This window comes from Ralstonia sp. ASV6 (genome assembly GCF_016429285.1).
GTDB lineage: Bacteria > Pseudomonadota > Gammaproteobacteria > Burkholderiales > Burkholderiaceae > Ralstonia > Ralstonia flaminis.
Window position 1 is genome coordinate 24,083 of record NZ_JAELUI010000023.1, and the last position, 25,646, is coordinate 49,728.

The window sequence follows — 25,646 nt, forward strand, 5'->3', positions numbered from 1 at the left end:
TAACAACGCGCACCGCAGACAGCAGAGCGCAGCCGCAAGGCTGCTCGCCGGAATGTGTCGGCTGGTTAGACGGGAGGTTTTACAAGTGGGTACTCAAATCGTGCTGGTCGAACAGGACCAGGCAGAGGGCGAACGTTTGTCATTTTCCCTGCGCGACGGCGGACATCATGTCCTGCGTGTCGACAGCCCTGCGCAAGCGCAAGCCGCAATCCAGGCGTCTACGCCGGATCTGCTGGTAATGGAGTGGGCATGGCCCGAGCGTGAGTCGATCGACATGCTGCTGGCGTTGCGTGCCAGCACGCAAACGCGCGGCCTGCCGGTCATCGTGTTATCGCGCCACGGCGACGCACGCGCCAAGATTGCGGCGCTCGATGCCGGTGCAGACGACTACGTCGTCAAGCCGTGCGATACGGGCGAGCTGCATGCACGCATCCGCGCCGTGCTGCGCCGACGCACACCGCAGCAAGGCGACGAGATCCTGCAGGTCAACGGCCTGAGCCTTGATCCGCTCACGCTGGGCGTGACTGCGCAAACCGAAACCGGCCCGCGCGCCATCGCACTCAGCCCGCTGGAATTCCGCCTGCTGCACTTCCTGGTCGCGCATCCGCAGCGCGTGCACTCGCGTACGCAACTGCTTGACCGCGTGTGGGGCAACCATGTCTTCGTGGGGGAACGTACCGTCGATGTGCACGTGCGCAAGCTGCGCGTGGCGCTGGCTGGCACGCCCTGCGACGGCCTGATCCAGACCGTGCGCGGCGGTGGATACCGCCTGGTGGTGGGTGGCGGTGCGGCGCAGGCCGCAGAACCGATTGGCGATCGCCTGAGCGTGGTCGCCTCGCGCAAACCCGAGCCGATCGTCGAGACGCCGTTTGCACGCACACCGCTGCGGCCTGCAGCGATGCAGATGACGGTCTGATCCAACAACAAACGCATCAACCGGAACGGCGCCCAAGAGCGCCGTTTTCTTATCAACTGGGGAGAACAAGCATGAAATCGTGGTTGAGTGGTGCCTTGCTGACCGGACTGGCCGTCTGTGCCTACGCGCAGGAAGTGACACCAGGGCAGTGGGAAGACAAGACCAGCTACACCGTCAACGGCAAGCCGCTGGCGATTCCGGATGAGCACGGCCGCCAGGTCTCCGTGCATACCAGCACCGGCTGCCTGGCGAGCAAGGATGCCGGCGACGTTCGCGCAACGATGGAGCGCAACATGGCCCGCGACATGCCTGGCTGCCGCCTGACGCAATGGAACTATGTTGCGGGCACGCTCAAGGTGAAGGTCAACTGCGATGCCGGCGCGCAAGGCGGCACGGGCACGCTGGAAGGCAGCGGTCCCCTGAGCGCCAACCGCTACGACATTTCGGGGACAGGGCGCTCGCAGCATCCGCAGTTCGGGCCGATGACCATTGGCTTCCGCTATCAGGGGCGCTACGTGGGTGCGTGCAAGTCGTAAGCTGGCGCACCAACAAAACAACGGCCGGAGTGCTTATGCACGTCCGGCCGTTTTTCTTTGCGACGAAAACCGATCAGCGTTGGCTCTCGCGCCAACGCCTGAGCCAGCCCAGCCCCTCGCTGGTACCCGCACGCGGCCGGTACTCGCAACCGACCCAGCCGTCGTAGCCCAGCGCATCCATCAACGCGAAGAGGTGGGGGTAGTTCAGCTCGCCCGCATCCGGCTCGTGGCGATCGGGCACGCCGGCAATCTGCACGTGGCCGACATCCGCAACGTACTGCTTGAGCTTGACCGACAGATCGCCCTCCATGATCTGCGCGTGGTACAGGTCGAACTGCACCTTCAGGTTGGGGGCGCCCACCTCCTTGCACACCGCATGCGCTTGCGCTTGATGTGTGAGGAAAAAACCCGGCATGTCGCGTGTGTTGATCGGCTCGAGCACGATGGTGATGCCCGCGCTTGCCGCCTCGCGCGCGGCATAGGCGACGTTGCTCACGTAGGTGGCCTGATGGCGTGCGCGGTCGGCGCCGGCGGACAGCAGACCGGCCATCACATGCAGGCGCGTATTGCCGAGCACCTGCGCATACTCCAGCGCCGTGGCAATGCCGCGCTTGAACTCGTCTTCGCGCCCGGGCAGTGAGGCAATGCCGCGCTCGCCGCTTGCCCAATCGCCCGGCGGGGCGTTGAACAGCGCTTGCGTGAGGCCTGCATCGTCCAGGCGGGCACGGATTTCCGCGCGGTCAAAGTCGTAGGGAAAGAGAAACTCCACGCCCTCGAAGCCATCCTTTGCCGCAGCGACAAAGCGGTCGAGAAACGCGTGCTCCTGATACATCATGGACAGGTTGGCGGCAAAGCGCGGCATGGCAAACCTCGGAAGACGATAGCGACAACAGCAACGATAGCGATGACCTAGCGGCCCTTGCCCAGCTCCACGGCAAACTTCACCAGCTCCGCCTGGCCCTCGATGCCGAGCTTGCGCTTGAGGTTCAGGCGGTGCGACTCCACCGTGCGCACGGAGAGCCCGAGTTCATCGGCGATGCGCTTGTTGGCGTAACCCTTGGCGATGCCATCGAGGATGTCGCGCTCACGCGGTGTAAGCGCCTCAACGGGCGTGGGCATGATGGCCTGCTCGGCCATGCGCATCGCCAGTTGCGCACTGTAGAAGGCGCGACCAGCAAGCACCGCATCAATCGCGTCGACCAGCTCGCTGGCAGGCGCGTCTTTGAGCACGTAACCGCGTGCACCGGCGCGGATCACCTGGCGCACGTATTCCAGGTTGTCGTGCATTGACAGCACCAGCACGGCAATCTCCGGAAACTGCTCGGCAAATTTTTCAGTGAGCGCAATGCCGTTCATGCCGCGCATACCGATGTCCATCAGCGCCAGATCGGGCGACAGCGTGCGTGCGGCTTCGAGTGCAGCTTCAGCATCGCCCGCTTCGCCCACCACTTCAAAATGCGGCACGGCTTCCAGCCGCACGCGCACACCATCGCGCACCAGCGGGTGATCGTCGACGAGGAGCAATTTGACAGGCGTGTTCATGCGGAGGCGGGCAAAGCAGTGGAAGCGGCCGAAGTCGCAGCGGCCAGTTGAGCAATGACGATGTGCGGCAGCACGGCGCAGACCTCCGTGCCATGCACGTCGGAAACAATGGTACAGGTGCCGCCCAGCGCAGCCATGCGTTCACGCATGTTGCGCAGGCCAATGCCGTGTTCGGGATCCACCTGCACGGATTCGACATCGAAGCCCGGGCCGTTGTTGCGAATGGACAACCGCACGGCATCGATGTCGTTCTCCAGCAGCACGCCGATGCGGGTGGCATACGTGGCGTGGCGCTCGACGTTGGAGATGGCTTCCTGTGCGATGCGGAACAGCGCCGTGTTGCAGGCATCCGGCAACTGCACGGTCGGCCCGGCGAGCTCGAGCGCGATGGCGAAACCCGGTTGCCGGTCTTCATGCGCTTCGCGTGTTTCGCGCACGAGCAGTTCCAGCGCAGCCGCCAGGCCCAGATCATCGAGCAGTGCGGGACGCAGATTGTGCGACACGCGCCGCACCTCGCCCAGCGCGCCGTTCAAGCGATCGAGCGCGCGACGCAGCATGCTGGCGGCCTTGTCGGTGGCGGCGGCTTTCGCAGGCTGCGCTTCCAGATGACCGTGCGCCGTCTCCAGCAACAGCTTGGTCGACACCAGCACCTGGCTGATGCCGTCATGCAGTTCTCGCGAGACACGGGCCCGCTCGTCTTCCTGGGAGCGCACCACCTGCTGCGCAAGCTGGCGCAACTTGGCATCCGCCTCACGATGGTCGCTCACGTTGAGCGCCAGGCCGCTGCCCGCCACCAGCAGGATGCTGATGGCCGCGATGGCCACCACCCAGGCGAGTGTCTGGTCGATATTGGTCTGTGCGCGCTGATCGATCTGGCGCAGGGTCTGTTCGATGTCATCCAGGTAGAGGCCGGTACCGACCATCCAGCCCCACTTCGGAATCGGCTCGACATAGCCGAGTTTGGGCACGCTCTGGTGCGTAGAGGGCTTGTCCCACATGTAGCGCACGAAACCGCCGCCGTTCTGCGCGGCCGCGACCAGCCTCTGGATGGTGGGTTGTCCGCCCGCATCGGTCAGATCCCACAGGTCCCGGCCGACAAGCTCGGGCTGACGCGGGTGCATCAGGTTCCTGCCGCGCATGTCGTAGAGAAAGAAATAACCGTCGGTGCCGAAGTCGAGGCGGGCGAGGGTGCGCATGGCTTCGTCGCGCGTGGCCGCATCGTCACGGCCAGAGGCAACGAGCGGCGCGATGGCGCTCTGCGCGAGCTTGACGTAAGCGCGCAGTTCCGTCTCCTTGGCCTGCAGGTAGGCGGACTCCACCAACTGCCGCTCATGCTGCGCCAGCGCGATCGACTGATGCCGCACGGTCAGCATGATCGCCAGCATGGCGATGGTCAGCGGCGCGACGGCGAGTAACAGAATCTTCTGGCGGAGCTTCATGGCAGGGCGCGGCACCTTGCATCGCAACATCGTAAGGTTCGGGCGCGTTTTCGATTGGGAATCACGTGGCCTGCGTAGTACTACGGACAGGTGCTGCGTAGTCCTCCGCTTGTGGCAGGCACTGAGGCTGGCAAATACTACACGGCCTCGCCGTCCGACCAACTCAGGCCAACGGACTGCGTGCAAACCTTGCCGACGACGCGAGAGCGACATGATCGGCAGGATCAACCCGCAGGGATGAGCCCACATCCCGCTTCGACCAAGGTTCGAGGAGACCGACATGAGCTTCATCAGGCAACACCTGATCTGGCTGGTCGTCGCCATTCTTGGCGCGTCTGCCTTTGCCACCGTTGCGCTTGCGCGCGGCGAGGCAGTCAGCGCGCTTTGGGTGGTGGTGGCTGCCGTGTGTATCTACCTGATTGCGTATCGCTATTACAGCCGTTTTATTGCCGACAAAGTGCTCGGCCTGGACGGCACCCGCAAGACGCCCGCCTGGCGTCACAACGACGGGCTCGATTACGTCCCCACCAACAAGTACGTGCTGTTCGGCCACCACTTCGCGGCCATTGCCGGTGCCGGCCCGCTGGTGGGCCCCGTGCTGGCCGCGCAGATGGGCTATCTGCCGGGCATGCTGTGGATTCTGGCCGGCGTGGTGTTTGCCGGCGCGGTGCAGGACTTCATCGTGCTGTTCATCTCCAGCCGCCGCGATGGGCGCTCACTGGGGGATCTGGTGAAGAGCGAGATGGGCACGGTGCCCGGCGTGATTGCGCTGTTTGGCGCGTTCCTCATCATGATCATCATCCTGGCCGTGCTGGCACTGATTGTGGTGAAGGCGCTGGTCGGCTCGCCCTGGGGCACCTTCACGGTGGCGGCAACAATTCCTATCGCGCTGTTCATGGGCGTGTACGTGCGCTACATCCGCCCGGGCCGCATCGGCGAGGTGTCGATCATCGGCTTCGTGCTGCTGATGCTCGCCATCATTGGCGGCCAGGCTGTGCATGAGAACGCTGCGCTCGCACCACTGTTCACGTTCGACGGCAAGGCGCTGACGTGGATGCTCATCGGGTACGGCTTCGTTGCCTCGGTGCTGCCGGTGTGGCTGCTGCTGGCCCCGCGTGATTACCTGTCGACCTTCCTGAAGATCGGCACGATCATCGCGCTGGCCATCGGCATCCTGATCGTGGCACCGAAGATGCAGATGCCGCAGCTCACGCAGTTTGCGGCCGGCGGTGGCCCCGTGTGGTCGGGCAATCTGTTCCCGTTCCTGTTCATCACGATTGCGTGCGGCGCGGTGTCGGGTTTCCACTCGCTCATCTCGTCGGGCACCACGCCCAAGCTGCTGGAGAACGAAACGCAGGCACGCTTCATCGGCTACGGCGCGATGCTGATGGAATCGTTCGTTGCCATCATGGCGTTGGTAGCCGCTTCGGTCATCAACCCGGGCGTGTACTTTGCGATGAACAGCCCGGCGGCACTGGTGGGCGCCACGCCCGATGCAGTGGCGCAAACGCTGTCCACCTGGGGCTTCGTCATCACGCCTGATGTGCTGATCCAGACCGCCAAGGACGTGGGTGAGAACACCATCCTCGCCCGTGCGGGTGGCGCGCCGACGCTGGCCGTTGGCATGGCGCACATCCTGCACCAGGTGGTGGGCGGCCAAGCCATGATGGCCTTCTGGTACCACTTCGCGATTCTGTTCGAGGCGCTGTTCATCCTCACCGCCGTGGATGCGGGCACGCGTGCGGGCCGCTTCATGCTGCAGGATCTGCTGGGTACGTTTGTGCCGGCACTCAAGCGCACCGATTCGTTGGTCGCCAACTTGATCGCTACGGCTGCGACCGTCGCGCTGTGGGGCTACTTCCTGTACCAAGGCGTGGTCGACCCGCTGGGTGGCATCAACACCCTGTGGCCGCTGTTCGGCATCTCCAACCAGATGCTGGCCGCGATTGCGCTGACACTGGGCACCTGCGTGCTGGTCAAGATGAAGCGTGACCGCTACGTATGGGTGACGCTGCTGCCGACCGCATGGCTGCTGATCTGCACGCTCACCGCCGGCTGGCAGAAGCTGTTTGATCCGGACCCGAAGATCGGCTTCCTGGCGCACGCCAACAAGTACGCCAGCGCCGTTGCCGAGGGCAAGCTGCTGGCCCCGGCCAAGTCGATGGCGCAGATGCAGCAGATCGTGCTGAACGACCGCATCGACGCGTTCCTGTGCGGCCTGTTCATCCTGGTGGTGATGAGCATCGGTTGGTACGGACTGCGCACGGTGCTCAAGGCGCGCGCAGCCAACCGCCCGACCGTCAACGAAACGCCGTACGAAGCGCTGGGCGCCTGAGCAACGACATGCGCGAAGAACTCGAAAACTTCGGCCGCTACCTGGGCCAGACCCTGCGCCTGATGGTGGGCGTGCCGGACTACGACACCTACGTGCGCCACATGCAGGAGACCCATCCCGGGCGGCCTGTCATGACGTACGAAGACTTCTTCCGCGAACGCCAGGACGCGCGCTACCAAGGACGCGTCGGCCGCTGCTGTTGACGGCGCGATATCCAACGCTGCCAAAAGAAAACCGCCGGTGCATGAAGCCATGCCCGGCGGTTTTTTTCATGCCTGCGCTGCTACAAGGACGGACGCGCCGCCGTGGGTGGATCGCCGCGCTTGGCCCGATAGGTCTTCTCCACCAGCTCACGCAACTTGGCCAATGCGCCAATGTCGCCTTGTGCGGCCGCCTTGCCATACCAGTTCTTGGCCTGCTCGATATCCTGCGGCACCACACCGGGCTCACCGCGTTCGTAGTAACTGCCGACGATGTACTGCGATGGCGCATCACCGCCCTCGGCCGCCTTCTTGTACCAGGTGAAGGCGCGTCCGTAGTCGAGCGGCACGCCGCGGCCGGTGAAGTAGTTGGTGGCGAGTGCACGCTGCGCCTCGATGTGCCCGGCGGTGGCGGCACGCTCGTACCACTTGTTCGCTTCTTCCAGAGACCGCGGTACCAGTTCGCCGCGTTCGTACAGCTCGCCGTAGGCAAACTGCGCGTGGGTCATCTGGTTATCAGCGGCGCGGCGCAGCCATTTGACGGCCTCCTCGGGCCGGGCGATCGTGCCCTCGCCACGCATCAGCATCATCGCGTAGTTGAATTGCGCGAGGCGATTGCCGCGTTGCGCGGCCTCAGCGAACTCGTCGAATGCGTGACCGAAATCGTTCTGCTCGTAGTGCGCGATAGCGATCTGCGTGAGGGCAGCGGCATCGCTGTGGAGCTCCGTCGGTGCAGTGGCTGCCAGCGCCGGCAGCATCGCGGCGCTCGCCGCCACGGCAACGACTGTCCGCAGCATGCGTCGTGTGACTGGTATGCCCATCGCGCGCTCCTCATCGGAAGATGATCGAGTGTACCGCGCCGCGCCGTCTCGCGTTGACGTGGCGCGGGCGCACGGACAGGCACAAAAATTGCCGCGGCAACCTGCTCGCGCCGCGGCGTGCAATCAGGCCGCGCGCACCCGGTACACCGCCACGCTGCCGCGCCAGTTGGCACCCCAGCGCACCACGCTGCCCTCATGCAGCACAACGCGATCGAGAATCAGCAGCCCGACCTTGGGCGCCAGCGCCTCGAAGTCGCGAATGGTCAGCACACGCACATTGGGCGTGTCGTACCACTCATATGGCAGCGATTCCGACACCGGCATGCGCCCGCGGAAGATCGACAGCCGATGCGGCCAATAGCCAAAGTTCGGGAACGACACGATGCACTCGCGACCCACGCGCAGCATCTCGCGCAGCACCTGCGCGGTGTTGTGGATGGTCTGCAGCGTCTGCGAGAGGATGACGGTGTCGAAGCTCTTGTCTTCGAACAACGCCAAGCCGCCCTCCAGATTCTGCTGGATCACCTGCACGCCCTTCTTGGCGGTGGCCAGCACGCCGGCATCATCAATCTCAATGCCGTAGGCCTGCACGTCCAGCTCGTCCTGCAGCACGCGCAGCAGGCTGCCATCAGCACACCCCAGGTCGAGCACCGTGGAGCGCGGCTCGATCCAGCGGGCGATGGCGCGGAAGTCTGCGCGGTCGGCCAGGATGTTCGGCACTACCGAGGGTGCACCAACAGGATTCAGCGTTTGCGTGGTCATGCGCCGATCTCCTGGGCGATGCGTTCGTAGTAGGCGCGCACCAGAGCGTGGTAGCGCGTGTCTTCCAAGAGGAAGGCGTCGTGGCCGTGCGGGGCTTCGATCTCGCCGTAGGTGACGCGATGCTTGTTGTCGAGCAGCGCCTTGACCAGCTCGCGGCTGCGCGCTGGGGCAAAGCGCCAGTCGGTCGTGAAGCTGACGACGAGGTAACTCGCTTGCGTGTGTGCCACGGCCTTGGTCAGATTGCCGCCATACGCCAGCGCCGGGTCGAAATAGTCGAGCGCGCGCGTGATCAGCAGGTACGTGTTGGCGTCGAAGTACTCGGCAAACTTGTCGCCCTGATAGCGCAGATAGCTCTCGACCTGGAACTCGACATCGAACGAGAAGCGGATGTCGTCAGCCTTGAGCTCGCGGCCGAACTTGGACGCCATGTCCTCGTCCGACAGATACGTGATGTGGCCGATCATGCGCGCTACGCGCAGGCCGCGCTTGGGCTTGACGTTGTGCGCGTAGTAATCGCCCCCGTGGAAGTCGGGGTCGGACAGGATGGCGCTGCGTGCCACCTCGTTGAAGGCGATGTTCTGCGCCGACAGCTTGGGCGTGGAAGCCACCACCACGCAGTGCCGCACGCGCTCCGGATACATCAGGCTCCACGCCAGCGCCTGCATGCCGCCAAGGCTGCCGCCCATCACCGCCGCGAACTGCTGGATGCCAAAGCGATCCGCCACGCGTGCCTGGGCATTCACCCAGTCTTCCACCGTCACCACCGGAAAGCGTGCGCCGTACGGGTCGCCCGTCTCCGGGTGTGGGCTCATCGGGCCGGTCGAGCCGAAACACGAGCCGAGGTTGTTCACCCCGATGACGAAAAAGCGGTTGGTATCCACTGGCTTGCCAGGGCCAACCATGTTGTCCCACCAGCCGACTTCGCCTTCCGCATGCACGCCCGCCACGTGGTGCGAGGCGTTGAGCGCGTGGCAGATGAGCACGGCATTGGAGCGGTCGGCGTTGAGCGTGCCGTAGGTCTCGACCATCAGGTCGTAGCCGGCGATCTGCGAGCCGTTGCGCAACGGCAGCGGCTCGGCAAAGTGCATGCGCTCGGGCACAACCAGGCCGATGGCGTTGGCTGGTTTGCCCTTGTGTGCCGCTGGAGATGGTGTTTCGGACACATTGGCCTCGACCGCAGCATCTGCGGAGGCCGCCTGAAGTTCTGTCATGGCACCAAAGAAAAAACCCGACCGGCAACGCTGTGTTGCAACCAATCGGGTTCTCATGTGGCGCACGTGGGGCGCTTATCTTCACTACCCACGTTCTGACCGAACCTCTTTAGCCGCATTTGTAATGAGAGCCCTGAACCACATTCGTGCCATCAGGACTCCCGCGCGCCCGCAAGCCAGTCGTCAAATCGGCGCGTCAGGAAGTCGTGATTATAGAGCAAGCGCCGAGCAATGCGGCTAAGCCGTTGTGTCGTCTCGTTATGCTCTGTCGAAAGCGTGGCGATCAATCGGCCGCGTCATGGCTCACCGCCAATGCCCAGCGCTCGGCCCACGCATTGAGCGGCATGAGCAGCGACTGTAGCTCGACGCACAAGTCGGTGAGGCGGTACCCGCCTTCGTCGTGATCGACCAGCCCGGCAGCACGCAACTCCTTGAGGCGCGTGTTGAGCACAGCCGGATTGGTATCCGCCGCGTCCTGCAGCGTCCGGAAATTCAGTGGGCCGTCGCGCAACTCCCAGATGATGCGCAGTGTGCCGCGTCGGCCGAACAGGTCCAGCGCCACCATGATCGGGCGGCCGGAATCCGAGCCGCGCACGGCTCTGCCGGGAAGTGGTGTTCTCATGCTTTACTTTCCATAGCAAATTTTGTACGTTTACTATGAAAATCATAGCGCAGGAGACCACATGGAAACCGCTCGCATTGCCCCCGCAACCCCACCTTTTGCTGCATCCATCCAACACACCATCGACAAGGTCATGCGCGGGCAACCACCGCTGACCCTATTCACGACGCTGGCCCGCGATGAACGGCTGGCCAGCAAGTTCTTCGCAGGCGGTCTGCTGGACAAGGGACACCTCAGCCTGCGAGACCGCGAACTCGTGATCGACCGCACGACCGCGCGCTGCCGGTCCGAGTACGAATGGGGCGTGCATATCGCGATCTTCGGCGAAGCAGCCAGCCTGACTGAAGCGCAGATCCACTCACTGGTGAACGGCGATCCGACCGACGCCTGCTGGCAGCCACACGAGACAACGTTGCTGCAGTTCTGCGATGCGCTGCACGACGCATGCGATATCGACGACACGCTGTGGGCACGCGTGAAAGCCCACTACAGCGACGATGCCGTGCTCGAACTGCTGATGCTGGCCGGCTTCTACCGCACGGTGAGCTATCTCACCAACGCCCTGCGGCTGCCGTTGGAAGACTTCGCACGGCGCTTTCCCACCACGAAAAACGCCCCGGCCTGAACCTTCGCTGCAAGGGCGAAGATCCAGCCGAGGCGCTCATGCTGCTTGATGCCGCGCGTGTTGCTTATAGGCCAGCCATGTTGATGTACTTGATCTCCAGGTACTCGTCGATGCCGTACCTGGAGCCTTCGCGGCCGAGGCCTGATTGCTTGACGCCACCGAATGGTGCTTCGGCCGTCGAGATCAGCCCGGTGTTGACGCCGACCATGCCCGACTCCAGCGCCTCCGATACACGCCACGCGCGGCCCAGGTCACGCGTGTAGAAGTACGCGGCCAAGCCGAACTCGGTGTCGTTGGCAGCGGCCACCGCTTCGTCTTCGGTGTCGAAGGGGATGAGCGCTGCCAGCGGGCCGAAGGTCTCTTCATGCGCGACCAGCATGCCGGGCTTGGCATCCACCACGACAGTCGGTTCGAAGAACGCGCCGCCCTGTGCGGAAAGCGCATGCGGCTTGCCGCCCACCAGCACGCGTGCGCCTTGCGCAACCGCATCGTCCAGATGCTGGCGCACCTTGTCCATTGCACGCATATGGATCAGCGGGCCCTGCTGCACGCCGGGCTCGGTGCCGTTGCCCACGCGCAGCGCGCGCACGGCATCCGCCAGCTTGGCGGCAAACGTGTCGTAGATACCGCGCTGCACATAGAAGCGATTGGCGCACACACAGGTCTGGCCGGCGTTGCGGTATTTGGCGATCATCGCGCCTTCCACGGCAGCATCGACATCGGCATCGTCGAACACGATGAAGGGCGCGTTGCCGCCCAGTTCGAGCGAGAGCTTCTTGATGTCTTCCGCGCACTGGCGCATCAGCAGCTTGCCGACACCCGTGGAGCCCGTGAAGCTCAGCTTGCGCACGGTGGTGTTGGAGGTCAGTTCACCGCCGATGGCTTGCGAATCACCCGTGATGACGGAGAGCAAACCCGCAGGGACACCCGCACGCGCAGCCAGCTCTGCAAAAGCCAGCGCGGAATAGGGCGTCTCAAGCGCAGGCTTGACCACCATCGAGCAGCCCGCCGCCAGCGCCGGGCCCACCTTGCGCGTCATCATCGCGATCGGGAAGTTCCACGGCGTGATGGCGGCCGTGACACCGATCGGCTCCTTGGTGACGACGATGCGACGATCGCTCTGCGGCGCGGGAATCGTGTCGCCGTACACGCGGCGCGCTTCTTCGGCAAACCACTCGATGAACGAAGCAGCGTAGGCGATCTCGCCGGCGGCTTCGGGCAGTGGCTTGCCTTGCTCGGCCGTGAGGATGGCAGCGAGATCCTGCTGGTGATCCATCATCAAATCAGCCAGGCGGCGCAAGATCTTCGACCGCTCACGCGCCGGCACCTTGCGCCAGGCACGCTGTGCAACTTGTGCAGCCTCGATGGCGCGGCGCGTTTCGGCGGCACCCATGCCGGGCACGGTACCGATCTTTCGGCCGGTGGCGGGATCGGTCACATCGCGCGTGGCGCCGTCATCGGCATCGGCCCACGTGCCGGCAAGGAACGCCTGCGTGCGCCACAGGCTCGGGTCTTTGAGCACGATCGGTGCTGCGGGTGCGCTCGGCAAATCAGTGCGGGTCATGCTGTCAGCCCTCCAGTGCGCGTTGCAGAATGGCAAGCCCCTCTTCGAACACCGCGTCTTCAATCGTGAGCGGGAACAGGAAGCGGATCACATTGCCGTACACGCCGCACGACAGCAGCAGCAGACCGGCGTCGAGCGCACGTTGCTGCACGCGCTTGGTGAAATCGGCGTCGGGCTTGCCATCCGGCGTGTTGAATTCCACAGCAACCATCGCGCCCACGCCACGCACTTCAGCAATGCGCGGTTGCTTGGCCTTCATGCCGTTGAGCGCATCCACCAGACGTGCGCCAAGTGCGGCGGAGCGCTCGCACAGCTTCTCGTCGGCAATGATGTCGAGCACCGCATGGGCGGCGGCCACAGCCAACGGGTTGCCGGCATACGTGCCGCCCAGGCCACCCGGCGCCGGTGCGTCCATGATTTCCGCACGGCCAGTGACTGCCGACAGCGGCAGACCGCCGGCCAGACCCTTGGCCATCGTCATCAAATCGGGCAGCACGCCGGTGTGCTCCATGGCGAACAGCTTGCCGGTGCGGGCAAAGCCGGTCTGCACTTCATCGGCAATCATCACGATGCCGTGCTCATCGCACAGTGCACGCACGGCGCGCACGAAGTCGGCAGGCATCTGGTAGAAACCGCCCTCGCCCTGCACCGGTTCGAAGATGATGGCTGCAACCTGGCGCGGGTCGATGTCAGCCTTGAACAGGCGGTTGATGGCATCGAGCGAATCCTGCGTGCTCACGCCGTGCAGCGCGACCGGCGCCGGCACGTGATAGATGCTGCCCGGAAACGGACCAAAGCCCGTCTTGTACGGCACGACCTTGCCCGTGAGCGACATGCCCATGAACGTGCGGCCGTGGAAGGCGCCCGTGAGCGCGATCACGCCGGGTCGGCCGGTGTGTGCACGGGCGATCTTGATGGCGTTCTCTACAGCCTCGGCACCCGTGGTGAAGAACGCGGTCTTCTTGGCGTGCGTGCCGGGCGTGGCCGCATTCAGGCGCTCGGCCAGTTCGACGGACGAGCCATACGGCACGATCTGATACGCCGTGTGCGTGAAGTGGTCGAGCTGCTCACGCACGGCCTGCACCAGGCGCGGGTGACGGTGCCCCGTGTTCACCACGGCAATGCCGGCCGCGAAGTCGATGTAGCGGCGGCCTTCCACGTCCCAGAACAGGGCGTTCTCGGCGCGCTCTGCGTAGCGGTCGGTCATCACACCCACGCCACGCGGCGTGGCGGCCAGGCGGCGGGCATTCCATTGGGCATTCTGTTGCGGGTCTCGGGCGTTCATGGCGTTGGGGTGCGTTGGGTCAAAAAAGATCGGATGGAGGCCAGTGTGGCAGCCATTGGCCCCGTACAATGAGACCCAATCATGTTTTTCTGATGGAACCACTTTCGAGATACACCGCAAAGCGACTGCGCGACCCGATCTTGACCCTGTGATGCTCGTCGTACACGAGTACGACTGCGCTTCTCGGGCCAACCTCAGGCCGCTCGCTACGCTTTGCGGCGCATCCCGGGCTCAGATATTCGTATGGCCGATCACTCCCCCACCCACCGCGCCAGCATGCTGGTCGACTACCTGCAGCGCCGCTTCGACCGCTCCGACACCAGTGGCGAGCCCGACCACCGCCGCCTGTACCGCGCGCTGCAGGAGGGCATCCTGCGCGACGAACTGCAGCCCGGCACGCGCCTGCCATCGTCACGTCAGTTGGCCACCGAACTGGGCATTGCACGCAACACAGTCATCCACGTGTACGAGCAGTTGGGCGTGGAAGGCTATGTATCGGCAGGCGTTGGCAGCGGCACCTTCGTCGCCGATACCGCACCGGACCGGCTGGACGCGACGCCTGTGCCAGCGGCCCCTGTTGCTGAGGTTGCTGAAGCGGCTGCGCCCATCGCACCGATGCTCTCCACGCGAGGCCGTGCGCTGGTGCGCGATGCGGGCGCCAGTTCGCGGCAATGGGGCGCTTTTATGCCGGGCGTACCGGAAGTGCGAATGTTTCCGGCGCGCATCTGGTCGCGGCTGCACAACCGGTTGCTGCGCAAACCCTCGCCGGCGTTGCTGACATATCCGGTGGGTGCCGGCTACCTGCCGCTGCGCACCGCGCTGGCGGACTACCTGCGCACCGCACGCGGCGTGCGCTGCGAGCCCGAGCAGATCATCATCACCGCGGGCATCCACCCGTCGCTGCAACTCATCGCACAACTGCTGTGCGATGCGGGCGACAGCGCGTGGATTGAAGACCCCGGCTACTGGGGCGTGCGCAGCGTGCTCACTGCTGCGGGCATCCGCACCGTGCCACTGCCGGTGGACGACGAAGGCATGCGCTTCGACGTGCCCGCACGCACGCGCCAGCGCGGCAAGCCGCCCAAGCTGATGGTGGTCTCGCCCTCGCACCAATACCCGCTGGGTTCGGTGATGAGCTTGGCGCGCCGCCGCGCGCTGCTCGCCACCGCGCACGCCACCGACGCGTGGATCGTCGAAGACGACTACGACAGCGAATTCCGCTACGGCAGCCGCCCGCTGCCATCACTGCAAGGCTTGGACGAAGGCGGACGCGTGCTCTACATGGGCACGTTCTCGAAGGTGCTGTTCCCGAGTCTGCGGATTGGTTATCTGGTAGTGCCGCCCGCGCTGGCAGATGCCTTTGCGACAGGGCTGTCGGAGATGTTCCGCGGCGGCCAGATCCTGACGCAGGCGGTGCTGGCGGACTTTATTGCCGAGGGACATTTCGTCTCGCACATCCGGCGCATGCGCGGCGTGTATGCGGAGCGGCGCGAAACGCTGCTTGCCTCGATCGCCAACGAGTTTGGCGAGTCGCTGCCCGTGCATGACGGCGCATCGGGCTTGCATCTCGTGCTGGGATTGCCGGCGGGCACCAATGATGTGGCCGTCGCGGACATGGCACTCGCCAACGATGTCGTGACGCGGCCACTCTCGCGCTACTACCAGGACGACGCGCGTCGCCAACCCGGCCTGCTGCTGGGCTACGGTCATGTGGAGACCGAACACATTGCTGCGCGTTTTCACACGCTGGCAGAGGCGGTGCGAACGATCGGTTGAGCGCGAAAAAAAGCCCGCATCTGCGGGGCTTTTTTTTTCGGCAACGTCCTCAGGCCAACACCACCCGCAACTGCGCCTCCACACCCTCCATGGGCGACTTTCGGAAGCCGCTCTTGGCGTACCGGTGCCAGCGCCCCAGCACTACGCAGACGATCAGGTTGGCGCGCGAAGCGATGTCCGTATCGGCGGGCCACGCACCCTGCGTCACAGCCACGCGCAGGCTCTGCTTGAACGAGGCTTCGATACGGTCCAGGCACTGCGCCATACGTTCAGGCAGGCGTTCGTCCTCGCCGACGAGTGCTTCGCCCACCAGCACACGTGTCATGCCCGGGTTCTTGTCGGCAAACGAGAGCAGCATGTGCGCGATGGCATGCGCCTGACGCAGGCCGAGCTCTTCACGCAGGGTGATCTGGTTGATGAGGCCGAAGACGGTCTGCTCGATGAACTCGATCAGGCCCTCGTACATCTGCGCCTTGCTGGCGAAATGTCGGTACAGCGCCGCTTCGGAAACATCCAGTTTGGCAGCCAGCCCTGCTGTAGTGATCTTTTCGCCACGCGGCTGTTCGAGCATGCCCGCCAGCGTCTGCAGGATCTGCACGCGGCGCTCGCCCGGGCGGGGACGCTTGCGTACGGGTGTGGCTTCAATAGGCGCTTCCGTAGCCAGCTCGGCCGTCGGAAACCCCGTTTGCGCGTTGCTCATGACTTCCTGGCCCCTCTCCCGTTCTGCACGCGGAAACGATGCAACAGCCTAGCCGCGTCGAACAAGCCTTCGTTTTAGTTGAAGCACCGATTTTACTTTCACGCCGACATAGCCGGGCCGGTTGGCGAACAAAATCGGTGCGGCGGCCGGCTGATGTGGCGAATTTGCACGGGCGCCCATTGCCGCCGCTTGCATTGGATGCAAAGCCTCGGCAGCCGATTGCGATGACAGCGCCGAAGACGGCGAAACCACCCCAGGCGCCATGCGCCGGAGATAGCCCGTCACCCACACGGTGCCGATGCCCAGCTTGCGGTAGCGCTTGAGGTGTGAAAGCGTGTCTTCCACGAGGATGGCGCGCGACGGCGCAATGCGCTCACGCGCCAGCAGCCGGCGCAGCATCAGCGGATCGGGCTTCGGGCGCAGACGCCGGTGCACCCACATGTGCTCAACGGCAATCTCCCGGGCAAACGCGCGCTTGAGGCCAATCAGCCGCACCACCTCGCGCGCATAGGCAACAGGGGCATTGGTCAGCAGGATCTTACGCCCAGGCAGCGCTCGCAGCAGTTGGGCCAGGCCGCGTTCGGCGCGCACCATGGCGCGCAGGTCATCAAACGTATGGGCCTGGGCAAGGAAGTCGTCGGGGTCAACGCCGTGGTGGCGGACCATGCCGAGAATGGTGGCACCGTAGCGGCGCCAATAGTCCACGCGCACCTCGCTGGCGGTGGCGTCATCCGTGCCAAGCACGCGCGCCACATAGGCCGTCATCAGCCGGTTGATCTGCGGAAAGATCGCGTGCGACGCGTGGTGGAGGGTGTTGTCGAGGTCGAACAGCCAGACGGGCTGTTGCTTGGGTGGCGTTGGAGCCACCACCTCGCGTGGCCAGGCGTGCGCGCGGCGCGCCTGAGCCACCCGGGTGCGGCGCATCAATGCGAGCGGATCATCGTGCCGAACGCCTGTTCGGTCAGGATTTCCAGCAGCAGCGAGTGCTCGATACGACCATCGACGATGTGCACCGAGTTCACGCCGCTCTTTGCGGCATCCAGCGCGGACGAGATCTTCGGCAGCATGCCGCCCGAAATCGTACCGTCGGCAAACAGCTCATCGATCTCGCGCGCCGACAGGTCGGTCAGCAGGTTGCCCTGCTTGTCCATCACGCCCGGGATGTTGGTCATCATGACCAGCTTCTCGGCCTTCAGGATCTCGGCCATCTTGCCGGCCACCACGTCAGCGTTGATGTTGTAGGCCTGGCCTTCATCGGAGAAGCCGATGGGCGAGATGACGGGGATGAACGCGTCGTCCTGCAGCGCTTTCACCACGGCCGGGTTGATGGTCTCGATGTCGCCCACGAAGCCGATGTCGATGAATTCGCCCGGCTTTTCGCGGTCCGGCATCTTCAGCTTCTTGGCGCGGATCAGGCCACCGTCCTTGCCGGTCAGGCCGACCGCTTGGCCGCCGTACTGGTTGATCAGCATGACGATGTCCTGCTGGACTTCGCCGCCGAGCACCCATTCGACCACTTCCATGGTCTCTTCGTCCGTCACGCGCATGCCCTGGATGAAGGTGCCTTGCTTGCCGACCTTCTTCAGGGCTTCGTCGATCTGCGGGCCGCCGCCGTGCACCACCACCGGATTCATGCCGACCAGCTTGAGCAGGATCACGTCGCGCGCAAAGCCGTGCTTGAGCTTCTCTTCCGTCATGGCGTTGCCGCCGTACTTGATGACGATGGTCTTGCCGTGGAACTTGCGAATGTAGGGCAGGGCCTGCGCGAGAATCTCAGCCTTCACCGGCGGCGCAATGTGCGCGAGTTCGGGGTCGAGGCCAGCAGGGTCGGGGGCAGCAGCAACAGAAGCGTTCATGTCGGAGACATCCGGATTGGGCGGGTATGATGGAGCGCCGAATGTCGCCTGCTACACAAAAGCGTTGCAGCCCATTTTCGGCAGGCGCGATTTTACAAGAAAAGCCGGCACAGTCTGATGGCATATCTTGCGCGCCCAAAGCAACCGTTGCCGACAGAAAACACTCCACACACATGGCCATCGCCCCTGATCAACTCGACGCCCTGCGCCCGCACCTGCAGCGCTTTGCGCAATTGCAGTTGCGCGATACGGCGCTCGCGGAAGATGTGGTCGCCGACACCATCCTGGCCGTGCTGGAGCACCCCGAGCGCTATGCCGGCAACGCCTCGCTCAAGACGTACGTGATCGGCATTCTCAAGCACAAGATCATCGACGAGATCCGCTCGGGGCGGCGCGAAGTGCGCGTCTCGCTGCTCGCCGGTGGTGCGTCGGATGACGGCGAACAGCGTTCCGACGAAGCCGTCTTCGATGCACTCTTCGCCGCTGATGGTCACTACCTCAGCCCGCCCACCGACTGGGGCGACCCGGATGCGGCGCTCTCGCGGCGGGAATTCTTCGACATCCTGCAGATGTGCGTCGACCGCCTGCCGCCGCGCGTGGGGCGCGTATTCATGATGCGCGAGTGGCTAGAGCTGGAAACCGATGAAATCTGTCAGGAACTGGAGATCACCGCGACCAATGCTTGGGCGCTGCTGTACCGCGCCCGCATGCGTCTGCGCGAGTGCCTGGATCTGCACTGGTTCGGCAACCAGCCCGCAGCCGCCTAAGTCGCGATACAGAGGAACAACATGCCGAACCGTTGGGGAATGCTCACCTGCAAGGAAGCGCACCGTGTACTGGTGAGCAGGATGGACCGCGAGCTGGGAACGGGCGAACGCCTGCGCCTGCGTGTGCACCTGTTTGCGTGCGATGCATGTACGCGCTTCTCGCATCAGATGGGCGTGCTGCGCCAGGCGATGCACCGTCTGGGTCAGGACGATGATGCGGGAGGCGGGCGCCCGTGAACGCGTCAATCAATGCACCTGAGGCCAACACCGCCTGCGCGATCTGCGGAGTGGCACTGCGTTGCGGTGCCATCGGCAACGGTACGCAGCCGGATGCGACCTGCTGGTGCATGACGGAAGAGAAACTGCCTGCCAGTGCACGGCACCCCGGACAGGGCTGCCGCTGTAAGCAATGCCTGCGCAAAGCGATCGCACAAGTGCGAACGGCGTCGGAATCGAACTGATCAGTCTTTACCGTCGTCGTCCAATGTGCGCAATGCGCGTCGGACGTCGGCCCGTCCGCGCTGGCGCTCTGCGTGACCGCCCTCGGTGTGGGCGCCGGCCTTGCGGCCGCGGGCAAGCGGCACCAGGAGGTTGCGCGGACGCGCGGTGCCAGCCTTGGTGGAAGGCTCGATGCGGAAGGTGAATTTCTGGCGAGTGCTCAGCGTCTTGTTAGCCATGTCGGCTCTCAGTCTCGGTCGGCCCGCAGCAGCACCCGCCGCGCGCCATCAATGTTTGTGCTCACCACCGTGGTTCATGGCAGGCATGTTGCCGGCGGTCAGGTCGCGCACCTTGGCCTCGACCTTCTGCTCAACGACGCGCTTGTCGGCCAGCTCCACCTTGAGCGTGATGGGCACGGTGGCGTCCTTGGCCAGCGGCTGCTTCAGATCCATCAGCATGACGTGATAGCCGCCCGGCTTGAGCTGCACGACCTGGCCCTTGGGCAAGTCAAGCGACTGCACTGCGCGCATGCGCATCACGTCGCCCTCCATCTTCATCTCGTGAATCTCGGCCGTGCCCGCCACCGGAGTCGACACGCCGACCAGCTTGGCGCCATCGGTGGACTGCAGCGTCATGAACGCGCCGCTGGAAGTCTGGCCCGGCACGGTGCCGCGCACCCAGGCGTCCTGCACCGTAACCTGGGCAAAGGCAGCAGCGCTGACCAGCAAACCAGCGGCCAGGGCGGCCAGACGGGCAGAAGTACGGATCGATCGGGACGTCATTATGAAAGGCTCCTGTCGGGACAAACGTGCTGCGCATTAAAGCACAGGGCTCGCGGCAAGGTACGTTGGGTGCACAATTGTGCGGCTGATTGACGCATCGCGGCACCCGAAACGGCGCGGTGCCCGCGTTTACACTTCTCCTTCATGCTTTCGACCCTGTCTCTTGCCGCACCACTGCTGGATACGTCCAGTCTACGCCGCCTGTTCTGGCTGCGATGGAGCCTGCTCGCCACCCAGCTGATCCTGATGCTGCTGGCGCCGCAGGTCTTCGGCGTGCAGTTACCGGTGGTGCCCCTGCTCATGGTGATGGGCCTGCACGCGCTGTTCAACCTGGCCACGGGCCTGCGCATGCGCAGCGAACGGCCGGTGCGCCCTATCGAAATCACCATCCAGTTGCTGGTGGACCTCACGGCACTCTCCGCGCTGTTGTACTTCACCGGTGGCGCGACCAACCCGTTCGTGTCGTTCTACCTGCCTGCACTGGCGATTGCTGCAGCCCTGCTGCCGATCGCCCACGTGGTGGGCCTGACGCTGTACGCGCTGGCGGCCTACAGCATGATGCTCGGCAACTACATCCCGCTGAACCTGCTGAACCAGGCCGATGCGGTGCCGTATCACCTGGCCGGCATGTGGATCGACTTCGTGGCCAGTAGCGCAATGATTGCCGGCTTCACGGCGCGCCTGTCCGCCGCACTGCGTGAGCGCGACGCCGAGCTGACAGAAGCGCGCGAACGCCTGCTGCGCGATCAGCGCGTTGAGGCGTTGATGTCGCAAGGCGCCAGTGTGGCGCATGAGATGGGCACGCCTCTATCCACAGTTGCGGTCATCGCCGGTGAGCTGCAGCACGACGCGAAGCAGCCCAATTCGCCGCTCGCCCCTTACCAGGAAGACCTGCGCGCCATCGAGCAGCAGCTCGAACTGTGCCGCGCCGCGCTCGCCCGGTTGCAGCGCAAACCCAATGATGGCGCGCCCGAGCCACTCGGCCAATGGCTGCCGGAGTTCACGCAGACTTGGCAATTGCGCCACCCGGATATCCGTCTGCACACGGAAAGCTCGCCGGCCGCGCAGGCGGTGGAATTGGATCCCGTCTATGTGGGCCAGATCCTCACCATCCTGCTCGACAACGCTGCACGCAGCCAGCAACAGGCCAAACGCGACCAGGTGCCGCTGCTGCTGACCGTCAAGATCGACGCCACCCCCGATGCGCTGCGCGAGGCCCCACCGCAGATCGTGCTGTCCATCATCGATACCGGCCTTGGCCTGCCGGAAGACCTGCGCACGTCGCTGGGCCGCACGCCGGTGCGCAGCAAGCACGGTGGCCACGGCATCGGCGTCTATCTGGCCGCAACCACGGCACGTCGCCTGGGCGGCACCGTGGTGCTGCGCCCCAACCCACCGCAAGGCGCGATTGCCGAACTCCGGCTGCCGGTTGGCGGTCCGAAGGAAGAATCGGCCGCCCCCATCATCGGCGCGCCCACCCTATTCACATAAGAGCGACCGCTCCAACACGGCCCCTGCGGCCTGGAGATCCACATGCAACAACCCGCCCCCTTCCTGATCCTCGACGACGACGACGTTTTTGCGCAAACCCTGGCGCGTGCGCTCACACGTCGCGGCTTTGCTCCGCAGATCGCCCATACCGGCGGCGAGGCACTGTCGCTGGCCCGCCAGACGCGCTTTGCCTATGTGACAGTGGACCTGCACCTGGCCGCCAGCGACAAGGGCCTGATGCCCCACGGCGGCACGGATTCCGGCCTGCACTGGATCGCTCCACTGCGGCAGGCACTGCCCGACGCGCGCATGCTGATCCTGACGGGCTACGCGAGCATCGCGACCGCCGTGCAGGCAGTGAAGCTCGGCGCCGATGAATACCTCGCCAAACCCGCGAACGTCGATTCGATCCTGCTGGCGCTGCAAGTGGGCGTATCCGAGGCCGTGGCCGAGCAGACCATGGAGAACCCTGCACCGCTGTCGGTGGCACGGCTGGAGTGGGAGCACATCCAGCGCGTCCTGGCCGAGCACGGCGGGAACATCTCCGCCACCGCGCGGGCGCTGAATATGCACCGGCGCACGCTGCAGCGCAAGCTGGGCAAGCGGCCGGTCGCCAAGTAAGGCGAACAGCCGCCCGGCGTGTCAGCGCTGGCGCATCACCATCGCGTATCGCGCTCCCACGCCTTGAGTTCGTCTTCGGCACGCTCCTTCGTGTAGCCATAGCGTTCTTGGATTTTGCCGGCAAGCTGGTCACGCTTGCCGCGGATGATGGTCAGGTCATCGTCGGTGAGCTTGCCCCACTGCTCCTTGACCTTGCCCTTGGCCTGCTCCCATTTGCCTTCGATCTGATCCCAGTTCATACGACCTCCGTTGCGGTTGGAACAAAGCGGGGGCGACCCGCAGGCCGCCCGTGTAAAAACTTCCGTGCGGCTTACTTCTTGAACTTGGCGGCCACGTCGTTCTGGCACGTCGTCTTGGCATCGCCCGACATGGCGTCACAGCGTTCCTTGGCTGCCTTGTAGTTGGCGTCGTTGGTGTCCTTGGCGGCATCGCGGCGCGCTTCGCTGACGTCCTTGGCGGTACCGGTCGCCTTGGCGTGACTCACGTCTTCAGCACCCTTGGCACGCGTGTAGGCGGCCTTGGCATCCTTGACACAACTGTCCTTGTCGTTGCCCTTCATGGCATCGCACTTGGTCTTGGCGACGCCGTAGTCGGCCTCGGCCCGTTCCTTGGCAGCGCGGTTGCGGGCGGCTTCGGTGCCGTCGCGGTCGACCGTGGCGTTGGCCTTGGCAACGCTGTAGTCGCCCTTGGCCTGCGCTCGGCAGACATCACGCGCATTGCCCTTCATCGCATCGCACTTGTCCTTGGCTGCCTTGTAGTCGGAGTCGGCCTGCTTGACGGCGCTGTCGTACGCCGCGCGCTTGGTGTCGTTGGACGTGGATGCCCCGGCGGGCCCAGTTGGCGCAGGCGTGAGCTGAGCGTGAGCGATGCCCAACGGGGCGCAAGCGAGCACGCAACACAGGGTCAGGCGTTGGATCGATTTCATATGCTTCTCTCCTTGTCGTCATTGGCATCACGCACGCGAGGTGCGCGGCGCGCATTGTCTTTGCGGCATCCCTTGCTCAGCAGATAACGGGCCTGCCCCCAGGCAATCCTGAGCAAATCCTTGCTGCGCCTGGGCTGGCGAGCGCCCAAACAAAACGGGCCGCATCGTTTCCGATGCGGCCCGCAGGGCATGTGGGATGCGTTGCTTACACGCTTACAGCACGTAGCGCGACAGATCTTCGTTGCCCGACAGCTCGTTCAGACGCTCATCGACATACGCGGCGTCGATGGTGACAGTCTCGCCCGACGACTTGTGCGCGTGGAACGACAGGTCTTCCAGCAGACGCTCCATCACCGTGTACAGGCGGCGCGCACCGATGTTCTCGACCTTCTCGTTGACCGCGCAGGCGATCTCGGCCAGGCGACGGATGCCATCATCCGCAAACACAAGATCGACACCCTCCGTCTTCATCAGCGCCTGGTACTGCTTGGTCAGGCTCGCGTCCGTCTGCGTAAGGATCGCGCGGAAGTCGTCCACCGACAGCGAATCCAGCTCCACGCGAATCGGGAAGCGGCCCTGCAGTTCAGGGATCAGATCACTCGGCTTGGACAGATGAAACGCGCCCGACGCGATGAACAGGATGTGGTCGGTCTTGATCATCCCGTACTTCGTGTTGACGGTCGTGCCTTCCACCAGCGGCAGCAGATCGCGCTGCACGCCCTGACGCGACACCTCGCCACCGCCGTACTCGCTGCGGCTGGCGATCTTGTCGATCTCATCCAGGAACACGATGCCGTTCTGCTCGACATTGGCAACGGCCTTGTGCTTGAGCTCGTCTTCGTTCAGCAGCTTGGCGGCCTCTTCGTCGATCAGCAGCTTGAAGGCCTCGGCCACCTTCATCTTGCGGCGATGCTTCTTGCCCTGGCCCAGCCCGGCGAACATCGAGCGGATCTGTTCCGTCATGTCTTCCATGCCCGGCGGGCCCATGATGTCCATGCTGGGGGTGCCGGCCGATACTTCGAGCTCGATCTCCTTGTCGTCGAGCTGACCCTCGCGCAGCTTCTTGCGGAACGCCTGGCGCGCGTTGGAATCCTTCTCTTCCGGCTGCGAGAAACCGATGTCGCGCGGCGGCGGAATCAGCACGTCGAGCAGGCGGTCTTCCGCTGCATCTTCGGCCTTGGCGCGCACCTTCTTCATCTCGGATTCGCGCGTCTGCTTGATGGCCATCTCGGCCAGGTCACGCACGATGGTGTCGACGTCGCGGCCGACATACCCCACCTCGGTGAACTTGGTCGCCTCGATCTTGATGAACGGCGCATCGGCCAGCTTGGCCAGACGGCGGGCGATCTCGGTCTTGCCCACGCCGGTCGGGCCGATCATCAGGATGTTCTTGGGCGTGATTTCCTGGCGCAGCGGGTCGCCCACTTGCTGACGGCGCCAGCGGTTGCGCAGCGCCACGGCCACGGCCTTCTTGGCCTTCTGCTGGCCGATGATGTGCTTGTCGAGTTCGGAAACGATTTCCGACGGCGTCATGGTTTCAGACATGGGAATCCTGTGCAGAGCGAGACCGCTTACTCGAGCGTCTCGATCACGAAATTGGTGTTGGTGTAGATGCAGAGTTCGCCGGCAATCTTCAGCGATTTCTCCACCACCTCGCGGGGGCCGAGGTCGGTGTTCTCCATCAGCGCCTTGGCGGCCGATTGCGCGTACGAACCGCCCGAGCCGATCGCGGCGATACCGCCTTCCGGGTCCAGCACGTCGCCGTTGCCGGTGATGATCAGCGTCGCTTCACGGTCCGCGACGATCAACATCGCTTCCAGGTGACGCAGGGCGCGGTCGGTCCGCCAGTCTTTTGCAAGATCGACTGCAGAGCGCAGCAGATTGCCCTGATGCTTCTGCAGCTTGGCTTCGAAGCGGTCGAGCAGCGAGAACGCATCGGCGGTGGCGCCGGCAAAGCCAACCAGCACCTTGCCATCATAGATGGCGCGCACCTTGCGGGCGGTGCCCTTCATCACGATATTGCCCAGCGTGACTTGGCCGTCGCCGCCGAGCGCAACTTGGTTGCCGCGCCGCACGCTGACAATGGTGGTGCCGTGATACTGTTCCATGCGCTTGTTCCTTGGGGTCCAGCCTGAGCCGGCCCACCGCGGGCCGGTCAAAGAGTTCCATACTTGACGTCAGCCCCCAGGATTTCAAGCCTGATTTGCGCAGCGGCGCACAATTTTTGTGCGCCGCGCATCCCTTTTAGGATCGTCAGTGCGTGACGTCGAAAGCGTAGGTGCGCTCATCCAGACGCGGCACCACCGTATAGCCCTTGCGCGCGGCCCACACGTTGATGTTGAAGTACAGCGGAATCACGCCGTAGTCGCGCATGCCGATTTCCGTGGCTTCCTGCAGCAGCTTCTCGCGCTGGGGGTCGTCGATGGTCTGCA

General features: G+C 64.5%; 29 protein-coding genes and 1 pseudogene. 11 read left to right on the forward strand and 19 right to left on the reverse strand.

Annotated features, from left to right (window positions below):
* Nucleotides 1-85: 85 nt before the first annotated feature.
* A complete protein-coding gene (locus tag JHD73_RS06485; protein WP_316682254.1) occupies nt 86-916 on the forward strand; it encodes a winged helix-turn-helix domain-containing protein in 831 nt (276 codons plus the stop codon).
* Nucleotides 917-987: 71 nt separating this feature from the next.
* Entirely contained in the window at nt 988-1,452 is a 465-nt protein-coding gene (locus JHD73_RS06490; protein ID WP_199028959.1) for a DUF3617 family protein, read from the forward strand.
* A gap of 73 nt (nt 1,453-1,525) precedes the next feature.
* Here the strand turns inward: JHD73_RS06490 and otnI are convergent, their stop codons facing one another.
* Genes otnI through JHD73_RS06505 form a run of 3 tightly spaced genes read right to left on the reverse strand, consistent with a single transcriptional unit; the run spans nt 1,526 to nt 4,433 of the window.
* On the reverse strand, nt 1,526-2,314 hold the full coding sequence (otnI, locus tag JHD73_RS06495; protein WP_199028961.1) for a 2-oxo-tetronate isomerase: 789 nt from the start codon (nt 2,312-2,314) through the stop codon (nt 1,526-1,528).
* A gap of 47 nt (nt 2,315-2,361) precedes the next feature.
* Nucleotides 2,362-2,994, reverse strand: coding sequence for a response regulator transcription factor (locus JHD73_RS06500; RefSeq protein ID WP_199028963.1), 633 nt, complete (start codon nt 2,992-2,994; stop codon nt 2,362-2,364).
* On the reverse strand, nt 2,991-4,433 hold the full coding sequence (locus tag JHD73_RS06505; protein ID WP_199028965.1) for a cache domain-containing protein: 1,443 nt from the start codon (nt 4,431-4,433) through the stop codon (nt 2,991-2,993). The genes JHD73_RS06500 and JHD73_RS06505 overlap by 4 nt, the downstream gene beginning before the upstream one ends.
* A 280-nt stretch (nt 4,434-4,713) precedes the next feature.
* Here JHD73_RS06505 and JHD73_RS06510 point away from each other — a divergent pair, with 280 nt between their 5' ends.
* Both JHD73_RS06510 and JHD73_RS06515 read left to right on the forward strand, forming a co-directional pair.
* Nucleotides 4,714-6,768, forward strand: a complete 2,055-nt coding sequence (locus JHD73_RS06510; RefSeq protein ID WP_199028967.1) for a carbon starvation CstA family protein — start codon at nt 4,714-4,716, stop codon at nt 6,766-6,768.
* 8 nt (nt 6,769-6,776) lie between these two features.
* Entirely contained in the window at nt 6,777-6,971 is a 195-nt protein-coding gene (locus JHD73_RS06515) for a YbdD/YjiX family protein (RefSeq protein WP_199028970.1), read from the forward strand.
* Between the two features lie 80 nt (nt 6,972-7,051).
* Here the strand turns inward: JHD73_RS06515 and JHD73_RS06520 are convergent, their stop codons facing one another.
* The 4 genes from JHD73_RS06520 to JHD73_RS06535 form a co-directional block, all read right to left on the reverse strand.
* Entirely contained in the window at nt 7,052-7,765 is a 714-nt protein-coding gene (locus tag JHD73_RS06520; protein WP_199029010.1) for a tetratricopeptide repeat protein, read from the reverse strand.
* A gap of 147 nt (nt 7,766-7,912) precedes the next feature.
* The gene (gene metW, locus JHD73_RS06525; protein ID WP_199028972.1) at nt 7,913-8,551 is read right to left on the reverse strand and encodes a methionine biosynthesis protein MetW; all 639 of its coding nucleotides are present in this window, start codon (nt 8,549-8,551) and stop codon (nt 7,913-7,915) included.
* Nucleotides 8,548-9,762, reverse strand: coding sequence for a homoserine O-acetyltransferase (locus JHD73_RS06530; protein WP_233176809.1), 1,215 nt, complete (start codon nt 9,760-9,762; stop codon nt 8,548-8,550). The genes metW and JHD73_RS06530 overlap by 4 nt, the downstream gene beginning before the upstream one ends.
* A 283-nt stretch (nt 9,763-10,045) precedes the next feature.
* On the reverse strand, nt 10,046-10,384 hold the full coding sequence (locus JHD73_RS06535) for a helix-turn-helix domain-containing protein (protein ID WP_233176810.1): 339 nt from the start codon (nt 10,382-10,384) through the stop codon (nt 10,046-10,048).
* Between the two features lie 61 nt (nt 10,385-10,445).
* On the opposite strand from JHD73_RS06535, the gene JHD73_RS06540 reads away from it, so the two are divergent.
* Entirely contained in the window at nt 10,446-11,009 is a 564-nt protein-coding gene (locus JHD73_RS06540; protein ID WP_199028974.1) for a carboxymuconolactone decarboxylase family protein, read from the forward strand.
* Between the two features lie 64 nt (nt 11,010-11,073).
* Here JHD73_RS06540 and JHD73_RS06545 read toward each other — a convergent pair whose 3' ends face one another.
* Both JHD73_RS06545 and gabT read right to left on the reverse strand, forming a co-directional pair.
* Nucleotides 11,074-12,573 carry an NAD-dependent succinate-semialdehyde dehydrogenase gene (locus JHD73_RS06545; RefSeq protein WP_199028976.1) on the reverse strand — a complete coding sequence of 500 codons (1,500 nt, stop codon included), beginning with the start codon at nt 12,571-12,573 and terminating at the stop codon, nt 11,074-11,076.
* A 4-nt stretch (nt 12,574-12,577) separates the two neighbouring features.
* Nucleotides 12,578-13,858 (reverse strand): 4-aminobutyrate--2-oxoglutarate transaminase, encoded by a 1,281-nt coding sequence (gabT, locus tag JHD73_RS06550; RefSeq protein ID WP_199028978.1) that lies wholly within the window; start codon nt 13,856-13,858, stop codon nt 12,578-12,580.
* 276 nt (nt 13,859-14,134) lie between these two features.
* Between gabT and JHD73_RS06555 the strand changes: the two genes are divergently transcribed.
* Nucleotides 14,135-15,634: a PLP-dependent aminotransferase family protein gene (locus JHD73_RS06555; protein WP_199029015.1), complete on the forward strand. Its 1,500-nt coding sequence runs from the start codon at nt 14,135-14,137 to the stop codon at nt 15,632-15,634.
* Between the two features lie 49 nt (nt 15,635-15,683).
* On the opposite strand, the gene slmA is transcribed toward JHD73_RS06555, so the two are convergent.
* The 3 genes from slmA to argB are packed head-to-tail and all read right to left on the reverse strand — an operon-like array spanning nt 15,684 to nt 18,190.
* Nucleotides 15,684-16,334 (reverse strand): nucleoid occlusion factor SlmA, encoded by a 651-nt coding sequence (gene slmA / locus JHD73_RS06560; RefSeq protein WP_199028980.1) that lies wholly within the window; start codon nt 16,332-16,334, stop codon nt 15,684-15,686.
* A gap of 48 nt (nt 16,335-16,382) precedes the next feature.
* A complete protein-coding gene (locus JHD73_RS06565) occupies nt 16,383-17,258 on the reverse strand; it encodes a pyrimidine 5'-nucleotidase (protein WP_199028982.1) in 876 nt (291 codons plus the stop codon).
* Nucleotides 17,258-18,190 carry an acetylglutamate kinase gene (argB, locus tag JHD73_RS06570; RefSeq protein WP_021196928.1) on the reverse strand — a complete coding sequence of 311 codons (933 nt, stop codon included), beginning with the start codon at nt 18,188-18,190 and terminating at the stop codon, nt 17,258-17,260. Before argB ends, JHD73_RS06565 begins: the two co-directional genes overlap by 1 nt.
* Before the next feature lie 173 nt (nt 18,191-18,363).
* Between argB and JHD73_RS06575 the strand changes: the two genes are divergently transcribed.
* The 3 genes from JHD73_RS06575 to JHD73_RS06585 are packed head-to-tail and all read left to right on the forward strand — an operon-like array spanning nt 18,364 to nt 19,418.
* Nucleotides 18,364-18,957, forward strand: a complete 594-nt coding sequence (locus JHD73_RS06575) for a sigma-70 family RNA polymerase sigma factor (protein WP_199028984.1) — start codon at nt 18,364-18,366, stop codon at nt 18,955-18,957.
* Between the two features lie 21 nt (nt 18,958-18,978).
* On the forward strand, nt 18,979-19,194 hold the full coding sequence (locus tag JHD73_RS06580; protein ID WP_199028986.1) for a zf-HC2 domain-containing protein: 216 nt from the start codon (nt 18,979-18,981) through the stop codon (nt 19,192-19,194).
* Nucleotides 19,191-19,418 carry a cysteine-rich CWC family protein gene (locus JHD73_RS06585; protein ID WP_199028988.1) on the forward strand — a complete coding sequence of 76 codons (228 nt, stop codon included), beginning with the start codon at nt 19,191-19,193 and terminating at the stop codon, nt 19,416-19,418. Before JHD73_RS06580 ends, JHD73_RS06585 begins: the two co-directional genes overlap by 4 nt.
* Here the strand turns inward: JHD73_RS06585 and JHD73_RS06590 are convergent, their stop codons facing one another.
* Together JHD73_RS06590 and JHD73_RS06595 are read right to left on the reverse strand one after the other, a co-directional pair.
* Nucleotides 19,419-19,634 carry a hypothetical protein gene (locus tag JHD73_RS06590; RefSeq protein WP_199028990.1) on the reverse strand — a complete coding sequence of 72 codons (216 nt, stop codon included), beginning with the start codon at nt 19,632-19,634 and terminating at the stop codon, nt 19,419-19,421.
* Between the two features lie 48 nt (nt 19,635-19,682).
* Nucleotides 19,683-20,177: a copper chaperone PCu(A)C gene (locus tag JHD73_RS06595; RefSeq protein WP_199028992.1), complete on the reverse strand. Its 495-nt coding sequence runs from the start codon at nt 20,175-20,177 to the stop codon at nt 19,683-19,685.
* A 144-nt stretch (nt 20,178-20,321) separates the two neighbouring features.
* Between JHD73_RS06595 and JHD73_RS06600 the strand changes: the two genes are divergently transcribed.
* On the forward strand, nt 20,322-21,668 hold the full coding sequence (locus JHD73_RS06600; protein WP_199028994.1) for an ATP-binding protein: 1,347 nt from the start codon (nt 20,322-20,324) through the stop codon (nt 21,666-21,668).
* A 42-nt stretch (nt 21,669-21,710) separates the two neighbouring features.
* Nucleotides 21,711-22,289, forward strand: coding sequence for a response regulator transcription factor (locus JHD73_RS06605; protein ID WP_199028996.1), 579 nt, complete (start codon nt 21,711-21,713; stop codon nt 22,287-22,289).
* A 35-nt stretch (nt 22,290-22,324) separates the two neighbouring features.
* On the opposite strand, the gene JHD73_RS06610 is transcribed toward JHD73_RS06605, so the two are convergent.
* The 5 genes and pseudogenes from JHD73_RS06610 to JHD73_RS06630 form a co-directional block, all read right to left on the reverse strand.
* A complete protein-coding gene (locus tag JHD73_RS06610) occupies nt 22,325-22,528 on the reverse strand; it encodes a CsbD family protein (protein WP_199028998.1) in 204 nt (67 codons plus the stop codon).
* A 71-nt stretch (nt 22,529-22,599) separates the two neighbouring features.
* A complete protein-coding gene (locus tag JHD73_RS06615; protein ID WP_199029000.1) occupies nt 22,600-23,214 on the reverse strand; it encodes a hypothetical protein in 615 nt (204 codons plus the stop codon).
* 213 nt (nt 23,215-23,427) lie between these two features.
* Nucleotides 23,428-24,759, reverse strand: coding sequence for an ATP-dependent protease ATPase subunit HslU (gene hslU, locus JHD73_RS06620; RefSeq protein WP_199029002.1), 1,332 nt, complete (start codon nt 24,757-24,759; stop codon nt 23,428-23,430).
* A 26-nt stretch (nt 24,760-24,785) separates the two neighbouring features.
* Complete coding sequence (hslV, locus tag JHD73_RS06625) at nt 24,786-25,322, reverse strand: ATP-dependent protease subunit HslV (RefSeq protein WP_199029004.1); 537 nt, start codon at nt 25,320-25,322, stop codon at nt 24,786-24,788.
* Nucleotides 25,323-25,467: 145 nt separating this feature from the next.
* Nucleotides 25,468-25,646: pseudogene (locus JHD73_RS06630) on the reverse strand (ABC transporter substrate-binding protein); the annotation flags it as partial.

Excerpts from the sequence above, each read along its gene's own strand:
- metW (WP_199028972.1), bottom strand. The coding sequence starts at position 8,551 with ATGACCACGCAAACGCTGAATCCTGTTGGTGCACCCTCGGTAGTGCCG.
- JHD73_RS06510 (WP_199028967.1), top strand. The coding sequence starts at position 4,714 with ATGAGCTTCATCAGGCAACACCTGATCTGGCTGGTCGTCGCCATTCTT.
- otnI (WP_199028961.1), bottom strand. The coding sequence starts at position 2,314 with ATGCCGCGCTTTGCCGCCAACCTGTCCATGATGTATCAGGAGCACGCG.
- JHD73_RS06605 (WP_199028996.1), top strand. The coding sequence starts at position 21,711 with ATGCAACAACCCGCCCCCTTCCTGATCCTCGACGACGACGACGTTTTT.
- JHD73_RS06575 (WP_199028984.1), top strand. The coding sequence starts at position 18,364 with ATGGCCATCGCCCCTGATCAACTCGACGCCCTGCGCCCGCACCTGCAG.
- hslV (WP_199029004.1), bottom strand. The coding sequence starts at position 25,322 with ATGGAACAGTATCACGGCACCACCATTGTCAGCGTGCGGCGCGGCAAC.
- JHD73_RS06500 (WP_199028963.1), bottom strand. The coding sequence starts at position 2,994 with ATGAACACGCCTGTCAAATTGCTCCTCGTCGACGATCACCCGCTGGTG.
- JHD73_RS06615 (WP_199029000.1), bottom strand. The coding sequence starts at position 23,214 with ATGAAATCGATCCAACGCCTGACCCTGTGTTGCGTGCTCGCTTGCGCC.
- JHD73_RS06565 (WP_199028982.1), bottom strand. The coding sequence starts at position 17,258 with ATGCGCCGCACCCGGGTGGCTCAGGCGCGCCGCGCGCACGCCTGGCCA.
- gabT (WP_199028978.1), bottom strand. The coding sequence starts at position 13,858 with ATGAACGCCCGAGACCCGCAACAGAATGCCCAATGGAATGCCCGCCGC.
- JHD73_RS06595 (WP_199028992.1), bottom strand. The coding sequence starts at position 20,177 with ATGACGTCCCGATCGATCCGTACTTCTGCCCGTCTGGCCGCCCTGGCC.
- JHD73_RS06540 (WP_199028974.1), top strand. The coding sequence starts at position 10,446 with ATGGAAACCGCTCGCATTGCCCCCGCAACCCCACCTTTTGCTGCATCC.
- JHD73_RS06490 (WP_199028959.1), top strand. The coding sequence starts at position 988 with ATGAAATCGTGGTTGAGTGGTGCCTTGCTGACCGGACTGGCCGTCTGT.
- JHD73_RS06590 (WP_199028990.1), bottom strand. The coding sequence starts at position 19,634 with ATGGCTAACAAGACGCTGAGCACTCGCCAGAAATTCACCTTCCGCATC.
- JHD73_RS06535 (WP_233176810.1), bottom strand. The coding sequence starts at position 10,384 with ATGAGAACACCACTTCCCGGCAGAGCCGTGCGCGGCTCGGATTCCGGC.
- JHD73_RS06545 (WP_199028976.1), bottom strand. The coding sequence starts at position 12,573 with ATGACCCGCACTGATTTGCCGAGCGCACCCGCAGCACCGATCGTGCTC.
- argB (WP_021196928.1), bottom strand. The coding sequence starts at position 18,190 with ATGAACGCTTCTGTTGCTGCTGCCCCCGACCCTGCTGGCCTCGACCCC.
- JHD73_RS06610 (WP_199028998.1), bottom strand. The coding sequence starts at position 22,528 with ATGAACTGGGATCAGATCGAAGGCAAATGGGAGCAGGCCAAGGGCAAG.
- JHD73_RS06600 (WP_199028994.1), top strand. The coding sequence starts at position 20,322 with ATGCTTTCGACCCTGTCTCTTGCCGCACCACTGCTGGATACGTCCAGT.
- JHD73_RS06520 (WP_199029010.1), bottom strand. The coding sequence starts at position 7,765 with ATGCTGCGGACAGTCGTTGCCGTGGCGGCGAGCGCCGCGATGCTGCCG.
- JHD73_RS06580 (WP_199028986.1), top strand. The coding sequence starts at position 18,979 with ATGCCGAACCGTTGGGGAATGCTCACCTGCAAGGAAGCGCACCGTGTA.
- JHD73_RS06515 (WP_199028970.1), top strand. The coding sequence starts at position 6,777 with ATGCGCGAAGAACTCGAAAACTTCGGCCGCTACCTGGGCCAGACCCTG.
- JHD73_RS06555 (WP_199029015.1), top strand. The coding sequence starts at position 14,135 with ATGCTGGTCGACTACCTGCAGCGCCGCTTCGACCGCTCCGACACCAGT.
- slmA (WP_199028980.1), bottom strand. The coding sequence starts at position 16,334 with ATGAGCAACGCGCAAACGGGGTTTCCGACGGCCGAGCTGGCTACGGAA.
- hslU (WP_199029002.1), bottom strand. The coding sequence starts at position 24,759 with ATGTCTGAAACCATGACGCCGTCGGAAATCGTTTCCGAACTCGACAAG.
- JHD73_RS06530 (WP_233176809.1), bottom strand. The coding sequence starts at position 9,762 with ATGACAGAACTTCAGGCGGCCTCCGCAGATGCTGCGGTCGAGGCCAAT.
- JHD73_RS06505 (WP_199028965.1), bottom strand. The coding sequence starts at position 4,433 with ATGAAGCTCCGCCAGAAGATTCTGTTACTCGCCGTCGCGCCGCTGACC.